At 42.3% G+C, this 15,541-nt stretch carries 12 protein-coding genes; 9 read left to right on the top strand and 3 right to left on the bottom strand.

Features of this window, described 5'->3' with window-relative positions; genetic code table 11:
* The first annotated feature begins 10 nt into the window (after positions 1–10).
* Positions 11–721 carry a DevA family ABC transporter ATP-binding protein gene (locus tag V7K60_RS28830; protein WP_334930719.1) on the top strand — a complete coding sequence of 237 codons (711 nt, stop codon included), beginning with the start codon at positions 11–13 and terminating at the stop codon, positions 719–721.
* Between the two features lie 72 nt (positions 722–793).
* Here the strand turns inward: V7K60_RS28830 and V7K60_RS28835 are convergent, their stop codons facing one another.
* Positions 794–1,618 carry a hypothetical protein gene (locus V7K60_RS28835; protein WP_334930721.1) on the bottom strand — a complete coding sequence of 275 codons (825 nt, stop codon included), beginning with the start codon at positions 1,616–1,618 and terminating at the stop codon, positions 794–796.
* Positions 1,619–1,722: 104 nt separating this feature from the next.
* Between V7K60_RS28835 and V7K60_RS28840 the strand changes: the two genes are divergently transcribed.
* The 7 genes from V7K60_RS28840 to V7K60_RS28870 all read left to right on the top strand — a co-directional run bounded on the left by V7K60_RS28840 (position 1,723) and on the right by V7K60_RS28870 (position 10,439).
* Positions 1,723–2,520, top strand: a complete 798-nt coding sequence (locus V7K60_RS28840) for an HAD family hydrolase (protein WP_334930723.1) — start codon at positions 1,723–1,725, stop codon at positions 2,518–2,520.
* Between the two features lie 50 nt (positions 2,521–2,570).
* Positions 2,571–3,311, top strand: coding sequence for a Uma2 family endonuclease (locus V7K60_RS28845; protein WP_334930725.1), 741 nt, complete (start codon positions 2,571–2,573; stop codon positions 3,309–3,311).
* A 517-nt stretch (positions 3,312–3,828) separates the two neighbouring features.
* Positions 3,829–4,623 (top strand): 30S ribosomal protein S2, encoded by a 795-nt coding sequence (rpsB, locus tag V7K60_RS28850; protein WP_012411819.1) that lies wholly within the window; start codon positions 3,829–3,831, stop codon positions 4,621–4,623.
* Between the two features lie 238 nt (positions 4,624–4,861).
* Positions 4,862–5,806: a translation elongation factor Ts gene (gene tsf, locus V7K60_RS28855; protein WP_334930727.1), complete on the top strand. Its 945-nt coding sequence runs from the start codon at positions 4,862–4,864 to the stop codon at positions 5,804–5,806.
* A gap of 250 nt (positions 5,807–6,056) precedes the next feature.
* On the top strand, positions 6,057–6,905 hold the full coding sequence (locus V7K60_RS28860) for a hypothetical protein (protein ID WP_334930729.1): 849 nt from the start codon (positions 6,057–6,059) through the stop codon (positions 6,903–6,905).
* A gap of 73 nt (positions 6,906–6,978) precedes the next feature.
* Positions 6,979–9,549 (top strand): ATP-dependent DNA helicase RecG, encoded by a 2,571-nt coding sequence (gene recG, locus V7K60_RS28865; RefSeq protein WP_334930731.1) that lies wholly within the window; start codon positions 6,979–6,981, stop codon positions 9,547–9,549.
* Between the two features lie 143 nt (positions 9,550–9,692).
* Entirely contained in the window at positions 9,693–10,439 is a 747-nt protein-coding gene (locus V7K60_RS28870) for a hypothetical protein (protein ID WP_334930733.1), read from the top strand.
* Between the two features lie 143 nt (positions 10,440–10,582).
* Here V7K60_RS28870 and V7K60_RS28875 read toward each other — a convergent pair whose 3' ends face one another.
* Positions 10,583–11,524: a glycosyltransferase family 2 protein gene (locus V7K60_RS28875; protein WP_334930834.1), complete on the bottom strand. Its 942-nt coding sequence runs from the start codon at positions 11,522–11,524 to the stop codon at positions 10,583–10,585.
* A 373-nt stretch (positions 11,525–11,897) separates the two neighbouring features.
* Between V7K60_RS28875 and V7K60_RS28880 the strand changes: the two genes are divergently transcribed.
* Positions 11,898–14,258 carry a PhoX family protein gene (locus tag V7K60_RS28880; protein ID WP_334930735.1) on the top strand — a complete coding sequence of 787 codons (2,361 nt, stop codon included), beginning with the start codon at positions 11,898–11,900 and terminating at the stop codon, positions 14,256–14,258.
* Positions 14,259–14,330: 72 nt separating this feature from the next.
* Here V7K60_RS28880 and V7K60_RS28885 read toward each other — a convergent pair whose 3' ends face one another.
* On the bottom strand, positions 14,331–14,876 hold the full coding sequence (locus V7K60_RS28885) for a PEP-CTERM sorting domain-containing protein (protein WP_334930737.1): 546 nt from the start codon (positions 14,874–14,876) through the stop codon (positions 14,331–14,333).
* Positions 14,877–15,541: the final 665 nt, after the last annotated feature.

Genomic DNA, 15,541 nt, shown 5'->3' on the forward strand with positions numbered 1-15,541 from the left:
TAACAAAAATATGATCGAAAAAGAACCTGTAATCGCAATTAAAAATCTCAATCACTTCTATGGCAAAGGCGCACTGAGAAAACAGATATTATTTGATATCAACCTAGAAATTTATCCCGGTGAGATTGTGATTATGACTGGGCCATCAGGTTCAGGTAAAACAACATTACTGAGCTTAATTGGTGGTTTGCGGTCTGTACAAGAGGGAAGTTTAAAATTTTTAGGTGAAGAACTTATTGGCGTCAGTCAAAACAAATTAGTGCAGATGCGACGCAACATTGGTTATATTTTCCAAGCTCACAATTTGCTAGGGTTCTTGACAGCCAAGCAAAATGTGCAAATGGCAGTAGAATTGAACGATAATATTTCTCAAACAGAAGCAATGGCTAAATCAAAAGCTATGCTAAGGTCTGTTGGTCTAGAAGAACGAGTCGATTACTACCCAGACAATCTTTCTGGTGGACAAAAACAAAGAATTGCGATCGCCCGCGCCTTGGTGAACCGTCCTCCCTTGGTATTAGCAGACGAACCAACAGCAGCATTAGACAAACAATCAGGACGTGATGTTGTGGAAATAATGCAGAGTCTAGCCAAAAATCAGGGAACTACCATCTTATTAGTGACACATGACAACCGCATTTTAGACATAGCCGATCGCATCGTCGAAATGGAAGATGGTCTTCTAACCCGTAATTCCCCCAATACAGTTATTCAGTCATGATTTTAGTCATTAGTCATTTGTCCTTTGTGAATGACCAATGACTAATTACCAATGACTAATAACAGCCATAATTTATTGTCTAGCCGAGCCTGATTTTTTAATTCCAGATGACTTTGGTGGAGTTGGAGTATTTGGTTGACGACTAGTACGAAAAGTTACATTCACGCCTTCATTCGATTGTTCCAGCACCAGTAGAGGCGTAGGTTTAGCCTTTTGATCCCAATGCATGGTAGCAATCCGACCTTGAATTATTGGTTGCCAACTATCTTCATCTTCTATGGGGCTTAGGTAAGTTTCTATACAATCAATAATTTGACTAATAGTCGCAGAAGTTGCTTGCGTCGGTAACTTCATTAACTTGATTTGAATCCGAAACAGCACCCGTTTAGCAGAATTCCCTGGACTACCAGTCTCATACTCTACATCAAAAATTTCATCTACTTGCCGTCCAGCGCTATTAGCAATTCCGACCGATCCAACTTGTGCTTGATTTGGACGCAGGGCTTGAGAAATTTTTTCTTTAATCTGAATCTTTATTTGATTAAGAATTGCAAAATGAAACACCTCCTCTGACATCCGCATTCGCAGATAATCCAGGTTAAAGTCCCGTGAGTTCACCAAATCGGGATTAGTTTCCATTTTGCGAATTGTTTCCAGCGCCAGCTTAAATTTTTTCTCTAGTTCTCGCGCACGGAATTGTTCAAACTTAAGTTTTTTCTCCAGCTTATCCATCTGGAGTTTAATATACACAATCAAAGCAATCACCACTAAAGCCAGTCCTCCAGAAGTTACCAACAATAACGGTGGTATTTGAGGATTACTTGCTGGTACTTCCTGGGATGCCTTTTTAGTAGTCTTTTTCCCAGAGGATTGGGCAAGAAACATTGAGGTGGACATGGTTGGAAACTGAAAAACTTGACTCCTGATGTTTAGGATGCCCAAATCTTCAAGGTCATCTTGCTGTATGATTAATATTTTTTACAGCGTTTTAGAAACCGTATATGTCCAGACACTTGAGCCTCCATCCCCTATCTGAGGTTTCATCTACAAGTTTTAGCAATATTCGTCTGATAGCCACAGATATGGATGGCACTCTGACTAGACAAGGAAAATTTACTCCTGCACTGCTGCAAGCTTTAGAGGATTTAGCCGCAGCTGACATTAAAGTGCTAATTGTCACAGGACGTTCTGCTGGGTGGGTAAGTGGATTGAGTAGTTTGATGCCAGTGGCAGGTGCGATGGCAGAAAATGGTGGTTTATACTTTCCACCTGGAAATCAGAAACCAGTAGTTTTAACACCCATTCCCGATTTAGTTCACCATCGCCAGCACTTGGCTACAACTTTTGAGAATTTACAAACTAAATTTCCCCAAATCCAAGAATCTGCTGACAATCGCTTTCGCATCACTGACTGGACTTTTAATGTAGCTGGTTTGCGTGAAGACGAACTACAAACTCTAAATAATCTCTGTCAACAAATGGGTTGGGGATTTACCTATAGCAACGTGCAGTGTCACATTAAACCCCAAGGGCAAGATAAAGCTGTAGGATTGTTGCAGGTATTGCGCGAATATTTGCCCCAGTATTTATCAGAACAAATTGTCACTGTTGGCGATAGCCCCAATGATGAAAGTTTATTCGATCGGCGTTATTTTCCTGTTTCTGTAGGCGTGGCAAATGTCCTGGAATATCTGAATCAGTTGAAATATCAGCCTGCTTACATTACCACTGCTGCCGAAGGGGAAGGATTTTGTGAGTTGTCTAGTTATATTTTGAAAAGCTTACACATCTCAAGGTAGGCAGAAGTAGAGTTGTTCTACAATAATCTCGTAGCACTGAACTTACAACCATGACAGCTACTCTACCTGTTAGTGTCGAATCAGAAATCTTTTACCCCAGTGCTGATGGTCAACCAGTGGCAGAAACCTACGACCACCTTTATGCTTTACTAACTACCTTAGAAGTCCTAAAACAGTATCTGGCAAATCGTCAGGCAACAGTATTGGCAAATCAATTTCTTTACTATGCACAGGGCTTTCCCAAATTGCGGGTAGCCCCAGATGTAATGGTGATTTTTGATGTTGCACCTGGCGGTCGGGACAATTATAAAGTTTGGGAAGAGGGTCAAGTACCCACAGTTATTTTTGAAATGACATCCTTTGGGACTAAGGGACAAGACGAAATCTTCAAAAAGACCCTCTATGAACAGCTAGGTGTTAAGGAATACTGGCTATTTGACCCTAAAGGTGAGTGGGTGGAACAACAGTTACGTGGCTATCGCCTGCGGGGAGAAATTTACGAACCGATACAAGATAGACGCAGTGAACCCTTACAACTGCGCTTGGTGGTTGAGGGAAGGCTAATTGGGTTTCATCGAGAGGATACAGGGGAAAAATTACTGATCCCAAATGAACTGGCAGAAGCTTTACGACAGGAAGTTTTAGCAAGACAGCAAGCAGAAGAATTGGTAGAACAGGAACGCCAACGAGCTGAACAGGAACGCCAACGAGCTGAACAGGCAGAATTGCAGATAGAACAGTTAAAGGCAAGGTTGCGATCGCTCAATGTAGACCCCGATACTATTGAGTAACACACAGGGTCGTCGCTGGACTATAAAAATTGCTGTACGCTGTAGTAAAGACAACCCAGACTGCCGATGATACTATACTTTTACACTTTTTCCACTTTCTTGATGAGTAATAATATTTATAATCGGAGAAGTAGAATTAAGGCACTCTTCACGCAATTTACAGCTTTAAGTATTCTGCGATCGACGCTGCCGATCGCAAAATGAGAGAAACTATCGACGATCAGATCGAACAACGGCGACAAAAACCCAAACCCAAGGATCAAGAAGACCGCGAGTAGATGAGATGCTAAAACAGCAACATTTTCATCACTAAAAGCATAGTGTTGCCTGATTGTTGAGTGGGCAGCCCTATTTTCTCACCCTCAATCTATTAATCAATCTACAACTCTTCCTATTGGGTTAGCAGTCTGTGTTAACCTAGTATGGTTAACTAATCTCGCACATCTAAGAATTCGGGTGTTTTCCGATTGGGAAATACTTGGATGGAGGTTTAACCCGAATTGGAGTTGAAAAATATATGCCAGTAGTTTCATTGGCTCAAATGATGGAGTCAGGGGTTCACTTTGGGCATCAGACCCGGCGTTGGAACCCAAAAATGTCTCCTTACATTTATACTTCCCGCAATGGTGTGCATATTATCGACTTGGTGCAAACTGCCCAGTTGATGGATAATGCTTACAACTACATGCGATCGCACGCAGAACAAGGAAAGAAATTTCTTTTCGTCGGCACCAAGCGCCAAGCAGCTGGAATTATTGCCCAAGAAGCTAGCCGTTGTGGTTCCCACTACATTAACCAACGCTGGTTGGGCGGAATGTTGACCAACTGGGCAACCATTAAAACACGGGTTGACCGTCTGAAAGATTTAGAACGCCGTGAAGAAACTGGCGCACTAGATTTATTACCGAAAAAAGAAGCATCAATGCTACGTCGGGAAATGACGAAGCTTCAGAAATACTTGGGCGGCATTAAAACAATGCGGAAAGTGCCCGACATCGTGGTAATCGTAGACCAACGCCGGGAATATAACGCAGTTCAAGAATGCCAAAAGCTGAATATTCCCATTGTGTCCATGTTGGATACAAACTGTGACCCCGATGTAGTAGATATCCCCATCCCAGCAAACGACGATGCTATCAGGTCAATTAAGCTGATAGTCGGAAAATTGGCAGATGCCATTTATGAAGGTCGTCACGGTCAGCTGGATGCTGAAGATGATTACGAAGATTATGACGGTAGTGAGTATGACGATGACTACGAAGAAACCGAATATACTGATGCCGTAATTCCCGACGAGGAAACAGAAGAATAGTGCTGAGTCAAGAGTGCTGAGTGCTGAGTAAGATAGAAAGACTCAGCAAATTGGATAGTGCTGAGTCTTTATTTTTGAAGTTGTAAGTTGTGATTTGTCAATGAAGAATAAAATTGATAACTGAACACTCAAAACTCAGCACGGGCTAAACGCCCCGCTAACGCTAACAAAACTCAGTACTCAGTACTAAATTAGGTGAGTGATTACAACTCGAGGTCAAGTTAGGAATTGAGGTAAAATGGCGGAAATATCTGCAAAACTCGTCCAAGAGCTACGCCAAAAAACTGGTGCTGGCATGATGGACTGCAAAAAGGCACTGATAGAGACTGAAGGTAACGTAGAAGAAGCCGCAGACTGGCTACGGAAAAAGGGCATCTCTAAAGCGGGGGCAAAAAGCGATCGCATTGCGGCAGAAGGTCTAGTAGACACTTACATTCAGCCTGGAGGTCGAGTGGGTGTACTCTTAGAAGTCAACTGCCAAACCGACTTTGTTGCTCGTAACGAGGCTTTTAAAGCTTTAGTTAAGAATCTAGCAAAGCAAGCAGCGACAGCTGATAGTGTTGAGTCTTTGTTGGCTCAACCCTATATTGATAATGAAAGTGCGACTGTAGAAGAATCTATCAAGCAAACCATTGCCACCCTTGGTGAAAACATCCAAGTGCGCCGCTTTGTTAATTTTGCAATAGCAGAAGGCACACAAGGTGTAGTAGACAGCTACATTCACACTGGCGGTCGAGTTGGTGTATTAGTAGAACTGGGTTCTCAAACTGAGTCAGCGGCTACTAATTCAGAGTTCCAAACCTTGGCACGGAACACTGCAATGCAAGTTGCGGCTTGTCCTAATGTCGAGTATGTGAGTGTAGACCAAATCCCTGCCGAAATTGCCCAAAAGGAAAAAGACATTGAAATGGGCAAGGATGATTTGGCGAACAAGCCTGAAAACATCAAAGAAAAGATTGTTCAGGGACGGATTGAAAAACGCCTGAAAGAATTAACTTTGCTCGATCAGCCTTACATTCGCGATCAGAGTATTTCCGTGGAAGACTTGATAAAGCAAGTGAAAGCGCAATTAGGCGAAGAGATTCAAGTGACTCGCTTTGTCCGTTATATACTGGGCGAAGGCATTGAAAAGCAAGAAATGAGCTTTGCTGATGAAGTTGCTGCACAAATGGGCACCAAGTAATATTAATTAAGAGTTAGGAGTTAGGAGTTAGGAGTTAATAGGAAGTTAGCTTCATAATTTATAACTTAATAATTCTTAATTCCTAACTGCTTAAAGGACAGGTCAAGCAAATAGCCTGACCTGTATTTTATTTAGTAAAGACAGAAAATTTCGCCTTTAATTTAAAATCTAAAATTCTCTGGAAAGTTATCCTAAAATAAATTTGTACATTTGTACTATGTAATGGTTCAGATGGGCAAGAGTGAAAAATATGGCAAGAGCAATCGAGCGAATTGAGCAGGATATTGCAGCACTCCAAGAAGCGATCCGGGCGATCGCAATCGAACTACAAAGCGCTTATGCTAGTTATCTAAACACCTTGGGGCTAGCTGTACGCAAACAGTTGATTCTCGCAAGTTACCACCTCTGTACCCAAGGATATCCCGAAAACTTTCTGCATTTGTCATTGAATCAGCGCCAGCAATTGCAACAAGCCATCCGCAAGTTGGGTCAACTCGCAGCTGAACAATTGCTCATTTATCTTACAAGTGAACAATCAGGGGAAAATGAGGGAGATGAGGGAGATGAGGTGGATGAGGAAGTAATATCCTCTTCATCTTCACTATTTCTGGACACTTCTAATTCTCAATATCTCACTGCCAACACCTCTGATCCTATAGAACTGGCAAAATGGCAACAGAAATTAGAAGAAGCCGCGCAAGATATACTGAAAAAACTTTCGCACGATGCTAATCTTTTGTTACAAAAAGCTGGAGTATTACCGAAAAAATTACCAGAACCGATTTTAGCAGCAGCGGCGGCAGCGGCATCAGAAGCATCTGCTGAGGTAATGCCAGGGCCACCCAATTTATTAAACTTAGTAATTGAAATTGAAAATGAGCAACAGTCAGAAGATTCTGGACTGACTCAAATTATGGCTATTAACCTGCGGCTAGGAGAAATTGAATTTGCTGATGTGACACTTTCCTCAGAGCGCAAGCGAATCCGCAGTATTTTAGTTCAGCTAAACAAACTAGGACGAGAGTATAAAAAGAGATATAAAGAAAAGGCGATCGCTGAAGCGGAAGCTGCATGGCGTGCTAGTTGGTTTGAGGATTAGTCATTTGTCCTACCCTGCAGGAAGCCGCTGGTGCGTCTATGTCCAGAGTCAAATGACCAATGACCAATGACCAATGATTAATGAAAAACCAGATTGGATCCGATTGCACAAAGCCTTGGCAATAGAAGCTGAACGTGGCTTTACAGACTTGATGGGCAGAGAATACCGTTTCAGTGAATTTCTGAGCCTAACTTTGGGCAAATTCCCAACAGGCTTACCCCAAACTGAACGCCGCCGTTGGCAAGGATTAGCGGTGCAATTTGCTAGTTATCCACATCTAGCACTGGAAGAAAGGCAGCATTTAGTAGCAGAGACTCGTAGGTATCTTTCCCAACTACAGCAAGACGAGCAGCGGAAGGAGGAGCAGGGGGAGCAGGGGAACAGCACTTCTCTACGAGACGCTGCGCGAACGGCTACGCTCAGTGACCGAGGAGCAGACGAGCAAGGGAGAATTTATAAATCCAAAATTAAAAATCGTTCGACTGAGCGTAGCCGAAGTCCAAAATCTCCAATTGTTACTGAGGTGAGTCGGAGACTTGCACCAAAAATTGAGCAAAAACTCAGTGATTTACCAGAAATAGGTTTTAAAAAAGCTGATAATTTGGCACGGCTTGGTTTACATACCGTCCGTGACTTGCTTTTCTACTATCCTCGTGACCATATTGATTATGCGCGTCAGGTGAATATCCGCGAGTTACAGGCGGGTGAGACAGTGACAATAGTGGCTACAGTGAAGCGTTGCAACTGCTTTACTAGCCCTAAAAATCAGAAATTATCAATTTTAGAATTGGTAGTAAAAGATAACAGCGGTCAAATCAAAATTGGTCGTTTTTACGCAGGTACGCGCTTTAGCAGTCGCGCTTGGCAAGAAAGTTTAAAACGCCGTTATGCAGTAGGTAGCATTCTGGCAGCCTGTGGGTTGGTGAAAGAAAGTAAATATGGATTGACACTGGATAATCCAGAACTAGAGGTTTTGGCAAATCCAGGAGATACGATTGAGTCGCTAAATATTGGGCGGGTAGTGCCAATTTATGGACTAACTGAAGGCGTGGTGGCGAATACAGTGCGACAGGCGGTAATTGCTGCTTTACCCGCTGCGGCTAACCTGAAAGACCCTTTGCCAAGTGGTTTGCGGCAGAAGTATGGTTTGATGGAATTAAAAGATGCGATCGCTAATATCCATTTTCCCAGCGATAGCGCCGTCCTACAAGTTGCCCGTCGTCGCCTAGTTTTTGATGAATTTTTCTACTTACAACTTGGGTTACTGCAACGTCAACAGCAAGCAAGAGCGATTCAAACCAGCGCCATCCTTGTCCCACGTGGTCAACTTGTAGAGAAATTTCACGAAATACTGCCTTTTCAACTCACTGGCGCCCAGCAACGAGTTCTCAACGACATTCTCAACGATTTACAAAAACCTGCGCCAATGAATCGTTTGGTGCAAGGTGATGTCGGTTCTGGTAAAACAGTCGTCGCCGTGCTGGCTATCCTTGCAGCAATTCAATCTGGCTACCAAGCGGCGCTGATGGCTCCTACAGAAGTTTTGGCAGAACAACATTATCGCAAGTTAGTTAGCTGGTTTAATCTACTGCATTTACCAGTGGAATTACTGACAGGTTCGACTAAAACTGCGAAACGAAGACAAATACATTCTCAGCTAGGAACTGGTGAATTACCTCTGTTAGTGGGAACTCATGCCTTAATTCAAGACCCCGTAAACTTCCATCAACTGGGGTTAGTAGTTATAGATGAACAGCATCGCTTTGGGGTAGAACAACGGGCACGTTTGCAGCAAAAAGGCAATCAACCTCATGTGTTAACTATGACAGCTACCCCAATTCCCCGAACCTTAGCACTGACGATACACGGGGATTTGGATGTGAGCCAAATTGATGAGTTACCACCGGGACGGCAAAAGATTCAGACAACAGTATTGTCAGGTCAGCAACGCAACCATGCTTACGACCTGATCCGCCGAGAAATTGTCCAAGGTAGACAAGTTTATGTGGTTTTGCCTTTAGTGGAAGAATCAGAAAAATTAGATTTGCGATCGGCTGTTGACGAGCATCAAAAGTTACAAGAAAGTGTTTTTCCCGACTTTCAAGTTGGGTTGCTACACGGTCGCATGAGTTCAGCCGAAAAGGACGAAGCAATTACTAAATTCCGCGATAACCAAACGCAAATTTTGGTTTCTACTACTGTTGTTGAGGTTGGTGTAGACGTACCTAATGCTACAGTAATGCTCGTTGAAAATGCAGAACGATTTGGCTTATCGCAACTGCACCAACTGCGGGGGCGCGTTGGTCGGGGCGCGGCTCAGTCCTACTGTTTATTGATGAGCAGTTCTAGAAGTCCTGATGCTCAACAACGGTTGAAGGTGTTGGAACAATCTCAGGATGGCTTTTTCATCTCCGAGATGGATATGCGTTTTCGTGGCCCAGGGCAAGTATTGGGAACTCGTCAATCTGGAGTGCCAGATTTTACCTTAGCGAGTTTAGTTGACGATGAGGAAGTTTTACTTTTAGCGCGGCAAGCAGCGGAGAAAATAATAGAAATGGATGTTACTTTAGAGCGTTGGTATTTAATGAAAGAAGAGTTGAAGTATCGATATGAGCGATTGATGGGTGGGGCGATTTTAACTTAATATATCTTATCTGTTTCCTCTTCCTGCTTCGGGTTGTTAAATAAGGTCGTCAGCCATTCCAAACTCGTTTAGCATCTCTCTCAGCTTATGTTGTGTATAGTATTTTATTATTGTGATTTAAATGGGGCAGAAGAAGTTACATTGTGATAAATCCAAAAATTCAACAATTATCTGATCAAGATTTACTAATTTACCGAACAAAGAATCTAGAAGTCCCCTACGATTTCAACGCTGGGGATGAAAGTATTTTGAGCTACTCATTAGTTTTGAGTGACAAAATACCATTGACATTCTCTTGTAAGTTTTCAACATCTAAGTTGAGTAAGGGTATCTCCCACGGACACGAGATTGAAATTTGTCAAGTAATTGTCAATGCTGACAAGGTAGGTATTGTTATTAAAAATGTAACACGACTGCCTGAAAAGGCACGTCTAACTATTAATGTAAATTATGAACCTATATACATAGGTTCTCATGCTGATGTAATCATTTTTCAAGCAATACCGCATTGGATAACTGTAGCTGCTAGTTTGGTTAATTCAAATCAAATAGCGCCTAGTTGGCTTATCACAGTTAATCTGTTGAAACAATTACAGTTTGAAGTGGATAGATTCTGGGATACCAGTACACGAAAAAAATTCTTACCGTTTTCAGAAGAGAACTACAGGATAGCTCTTATTGAAAGCGCAAAACAAGCTCCTAATAATTCAAAGTTGTTACGAGCAGTCTCCCATAGTTCAGAAATGTATGAAAAATTGTTTGAAAATGTTGATTCTCCTAGTGGTAGTATTCCAGTCGCAGCAATAGAACCATATCATGAACTCTCATCTTTTGAAGAGATTATGAATGAAATAACAGCAGAGGGCAGAGGTTATAGCGGTGCAAAGTAGTCAAAAGCTAAATAATTAATAGTAGCCAATCAATCGTGAGATTGCGGCGGGTTACTTGCACCTTTTTTAATTCGTCAAACTCACGTTGGATTAGAGACTTTTTTTACGTCGAACTCAGGTTAATTTAACACACCACTTTTCAATCACGATGCTTGCTGCATTTGAGTATACGCTTCATAGACACCTTTCACGTTGTACCAGTTGAGGAAAATCCGGGCGATTTCTAAAGCTAATTGCGGTTTACCTAAATTAATTAGCCATTGCAATAACGGAGCCATTGTCCGTTCATTTAACACACCATTAAGTGACAAAATTCCCCAAAGTAAGCGATGCAGCCAAGTCATTTGTATCATCATTCGCACTTCCCATGTGGGATGCTTTTGATAAAACAAAACTCCCATACGTCCGCGTTGAATTTCTTGGTCAATCAATCGGGGAATTTGCTCTAAGTTAAATGCTGGATGCCAGTGATATCCTACGGCTTCTGGACATTTAATTAGTGTTAAACCTAGTTTTTTTAGCCGCACACCTAATTCTAAATCTTCCCAGCCATAGAGTCGAAAACTAGTATCAAAAAGTCCGGCTTGCTCTAAATAATGTTTGGGAATTGCTACATTTCCGGTAGCAAAAAAAGCTGCTGAAAAATCGGTTACTTTGTAGGGTTCAGCAGTTGGGTTATCGAAATTACAAGTATTAATAACTGCACCGTAAGTGAAAAAGCGATCGCTCCCCAATTTCTCTTTCCCTAGCACTAGTGCATCAGTATGAGCTTGCAGGAAATTCTTCAGCACTACCAAATCACTATCAATAAAGATAATTGTGTCTCCTTGGGCCTTCTCTACTCCCAAATTCCGAGCCGCAGCTGGGCCAGCATGATCTTGCTTAAACCAGCGCACATGAGGAAACTCTTCTTTGTGTGCTGCTAACCACTCCAATGTGCCATCGGTAGAACCATCATCTACCAAGACAATCTCGTAATCAGTAACTGAACTTGGCTGACTTAACTCCTGCAACTCCAAGGCGCGGAGGCACTTTTCTAAAATCGGTTGGCGATTATAAGTCGGTATCACAACGCTGAAAAACACAGTCTCACCCACAACACTATTGATTTATCCATCTCCAGGATAGGACACATGGGGTGCTGACACTGTTCCTGACTGGATTTGTAACTTCTTATTTTGAGATTTAGTAGAGAACAAAGGCTTTAATCAACTACAAAATAAATCCCCATTAATCAAGATATAACCTAGCGTTAATTTTTAGTCATTAGATTATGTGACAAACTGAAAATTTTTTGTCTAGTTAACTAACCTAAATAGCAAACAACCTTTTGTTTAATAACAGGTTACTGACTATTCAAAATATATGGCATTTCACCTAAATAATTGATGGCTTTTTCTGTCAGTAATCAAGATTTGCCTTTATGAAATTTTTGGTGTCACAACAGAGGAGAGTTTAATGTCTAAATTAAGTCGCAGACAAATTTTAGTATTTTTTGCTGGCAGTGCTGGTGCTGCTGTCTTAAAAGACACAATTATAGATGGTGTTTCTAGTATTGCCGGAGCAAGCAACAGGCCACTGAGCTTTACACCAGTGCGCTTACCCCATTCCTTACCCGTTTATAAACAGCAAAAAAGTTTCTTGCCAACGGGAATCGGTCAAGGACAGGTAATCAATGCATCTGCTAATACAAAGTTAAATAGCTACAACGTAGTTGATGATCTGATAGTGCCACCAGAATATGAACGTTATGTAATTATCAGCTGGGGCGATCGCGTCTTTCCTAACAAAGATGAATATTTCGGTTACAACAACGATTATACGGGTTTCATTCCTCTGGGTAGAAGCAACGATGTCGGCTATTTGTGGGTTAATCACGAATACGTCAGTTTTCCATTTTCCGATCTAGCACCAGAAGCTCCTGCTGATGTTAAAGGATTGACTACCACCTTTGAATCAGTGATTGGCTGGGCTTTACCTACAAGCAGAGGTATTGAATTTGACGGCGAAGTTCTATATAACTTAGGCGGATCAATTGTCCGCATCTCTCGACGTAATTCTAGTAACCGTTATGCTGTGGTTAAAGGTGATGCAAGAAATCGTCGCCTTCATGGTCTTTCTGGGTTGGGAATTAATAGCCAAAGGAGTGATGAATATAAAAATGTCACTTCTTGGGGAAGTCGCAGCTACCAAAAAGGCGATCAAAACTATCTCATCGCAACTGGCCCGGCTGCAACCCAAGTATTTAACCTCTCCTCTGATGGATTAGGTAACAAAATTATTGGCACTAGCTATAACTGTTCTGGCGGTACAACTCCTTGGGGAACTATTTTAAGTGGCGAAGAGAACTTTCAAGGAAGTGTAGGAGCTTTTGTTGGTGTTACAGAACCAGTCAACCCTAATGGTACTCAAACAGGTTACATTGATGCTACTACTGGTAAAACTTTCGGTTTAGTTGGTGAAAAATACGGTTGGATTGTCGAAATTGACCCTGTTAATCCAAATTTCCGCCCTCGCAAACACACTTCATTGGGTCGTTTCCGCCATGAAAACGTTGCCATCCGTGCTGAAGCTAGGAAGCCGTTAATCGCCTACATGGGTGATGATAGACGTGGGGGACACACCTGGAAATTTATCAGCGCAGGTGTTATTTCTTCACTAACCAATAAAGCTAACAGCAGTTTATGGGAAAGTGGTACATTGTATGCCGCCCGCTACAATCCAGATGGTACGGGTCAATGGATACCGTTACGTTTAACCACTCCCACCAATCCTATTTCGCCATCGGTAATTTCTTCGGTGGAGTTTGCTGCTTTGGGTTCTGCTCAAAGAAATGGTCTTTTACCCCTACCAAAACGCAATGGTATTGCAGGTGAAACTACAGATGGTGGTTCCCTCGCAGTCGATCGCACCAACGAAGCAGAGAGACTACCTGCTTATCAAGGTAAGAAGCTATCTGACTTCTACACTTCCCAAGGTGCTATTCTCAGTGATGCTTTTTTAGCAGCGAATTTGGCCGGCGGAACGCCCACCGCACGTCCAGAAGATATAGAAGTGCATCCGACCACCAAAGAAGTATTCATTGCCTATACTGACGGTGCGCCAGGAGGCGACGGTTATCCAGATTCGCGCATTTTCCAGGTTGCCAAGTTAAGTACAAACGTCAACGCAACGCAGCAATCCGGGGGATTGTACAAGATTATTGAAGATAGCGCCGATGGTACTGGTCTAACCTTCCGTTGGCAAAGATTTGCTCAGGGTGGCGAAGGCGGATCAATTTCTGGTGCTGGTTTTGCAAATGTAGATAACCTAGTTTTCGACAATAAGGCAAATATTTGGGGGGTAACGGATATGTCTACCACCACTCACAATGGTTTTAATGTCGGTGCTGCCGGGACTGTAACTATCATCGACCACACAGTTAGTGGTAATGTTTCCAATTTCACAGGAGTTTTCGGTAATAACTGGTTATTCTACATTCCTACTACTGGTACTCATGCGGGAGAGGTAATACCTTTTGCTCAAGGGCCAGTGCGTTGTGAGATGACAGGGCCAACTTTCGTGGGAGATACGCTGATTATTTCCGTACAGCATCCCGGCGAAGATAGCCCAATTAATGATGGTACGATTTTAAGTCGTGAGATTGAACTACTGGATTTGAATGGTATTACATTCAATCAGACCCGGACTGTCCCTCGTGGCAGTAGTTGGCCAAGTAACATCTCAACTGCTGACGGTGGAAAGGGTCAACCTAGAAGTCTTCCCAAACCATCTGTAATTGCTATCAGACGTAAAAATCCTACTGGCAATTTTACTTAACTATGTGTGTAGAGACGTTATTATCTAACGTCTCTAGATTAATTTTCAAAGTAGGACTATTAATTTGTTACTCTAGATAGTTTTTTTGGGTTTCGTTCCCAATGCCATAGCACTAGCGATCGCTATACCACCAAGAGTCATCGGTTCTGGTACGGATGTACTTTTAGAGTAAATGACCGTACCCACCTCGGTTGTAGTCAATAAGTCGGCACTCAGAATGCTATAAAACTTTGTTCCTCCTGTATTTGGATTACCTGGATCGTTACCAATCAAAAACCGATCTTCAACCAAATAGCTCAATCCTGACAGGTTGCCATTTGTAAAGCTGACTACAGGAGATGATGGGTAATCAAAATCACTTGCCTCTGTATACTGAGTCCCCAAGTAGTCAAATACAATAGATAATCCATTGCTAACGCCTAGAGTTTCCTCGCCTAACCCGCTTAAAGTCGAGTCATCATACTGAAAAGAGCCGAAATACTGACCGGGGCGATCGCCAGATATCGCATTTACGGTGAAATCATAATTAACTAAGGCAGCTTGCGTCGGTTTAACAACAGCAGCAACCGAGATAGCAACAGCAAAAGCAGCAATGCTAATATCTTTAGCTAATTTCATCAGAAAATGCTCCGAAGCTAAAAAATGAATAATTCTGTAATTTCACTTAAATAAACTTTCAACCAATGTATATAGGTTAAGAAATAATAAACAAAAGATAATCTTCATTAAATCTTTAACTTTGGCAGTTATATATAAATTTTGTGTAAACTTATTTCAATATTTACAGTAGGTTATGGTAATCAAGACTTACGCAAACAATAGCTGAAATTCTGATTTTCAAGTAGGGGCAATACCCTGTGGGTACTGCGTTGGAGAACTCATAGAGAAAGATACAGTGTTTTACAACTTATATGAGGTACACCCCTTCCCCAACCCTGCCCTTAGTAAGGGCAGGGTTGTACCTCACGTTGGCGTAGCCTCTCATAGATAAGTTGAAATTTGCTATAGCTATTTATACCAAAAACGCCATGAATGAAGTTCATAAGGAAGCTTGAAGAAGAATTCAGGAGCGGAGCCGGAGACGCTCCGCCTCCGGTCAGAATCAAGACGCTCGCGGACTCGCTAACGCTACGCTATCAGTCGGAGATTCAGACCCGCGACTGAATTGTTGCACCCCCACCAAATCGTAGATTTGGTGGGGGTGCAAAAACGCCGGTTATTCATCCGCTTTTTCGGTCAAAATACCCAACTGAATTCTGACTCCTGATTCCTGAATTCTGTTC

The organism is Nostoc sp. (assembly GCF_036917555.1).
GTDB lineage: Bacteria > Cyanobacteriota > Cyanobacteriia > Cyanobacteriales > Nostocaceae > Nostoc.

Bases quoted from the DNA above. Each gene is read 5' to 3' on its own strand.
- V7K60_RS28830 (WP_334930719.1), top strand. From the start codon at position 11: ATGATCGAAAAAGAACCTGTAATCGCAATTAAAAATCTCAATCACTTC.
- V7K60_RS28835 (WP_334930721.1), bottom strand. From the start codon at position 1,618: ATGTCCACCTCAATGTTTCTTGCCCAATCCTCTGGGAAAAAGACTACT.
- V7K60_RS28840 (WP_334930723.1), top strand. From the start codon at position 1,723: ATGTCCAGACACTTGAGCCTCCATCCCCTATCTGAGGTTTCATCTACA.
- V7K60_RS28845 (WP_334930725.1), top strand. From the start codon at position 2,571: ATGACAGCTACTCTACCTGTTAGTGTCGAATCAGAAATCTTTTACCCC.
- rpsB (WP_012411819.1), top strand. From the start codon at position 3,829: ATGCCAGTAGTTTCATTGGCTCAAATGATGGAGTCAGGGGTTCACTTT.
- tsf (WP_334930727.1), top strand. From the start codon at position 4,862: ATGGCGGAAATATCTGCAAAACTCGTCCAAGAGCTACGCCAAAAAACT.
- V7K60_RS28860 (WP_334930729.1), top strand. From the start codon at position 6,057: ATGGCAAGAGCAATCGAGCGAATTGAGCAGGATATTGCAGCACTCCAA.
- recG (WP_334930731.1), top strand. From the start codon at position 6,979: ATGATTAATGAAAAACCAGATTGGATCCGATTGCACAAAGCCTTGGCA.
- V7K60_RS28880 (WP_334930735.1), top strand. From the start codon at position 11,898: ATGTCTAAATTAAGTCGCAGACAAATTTTAGTATTTTTTGCTGGCAGT.
- V7K60_RS28885 (WP_334930737.1), bottom strand. From the start codon at position 14,876: ATGAAATTAGCTAAAGATATTAGCATTGCTGCTTTTGCTGTTGCTATC.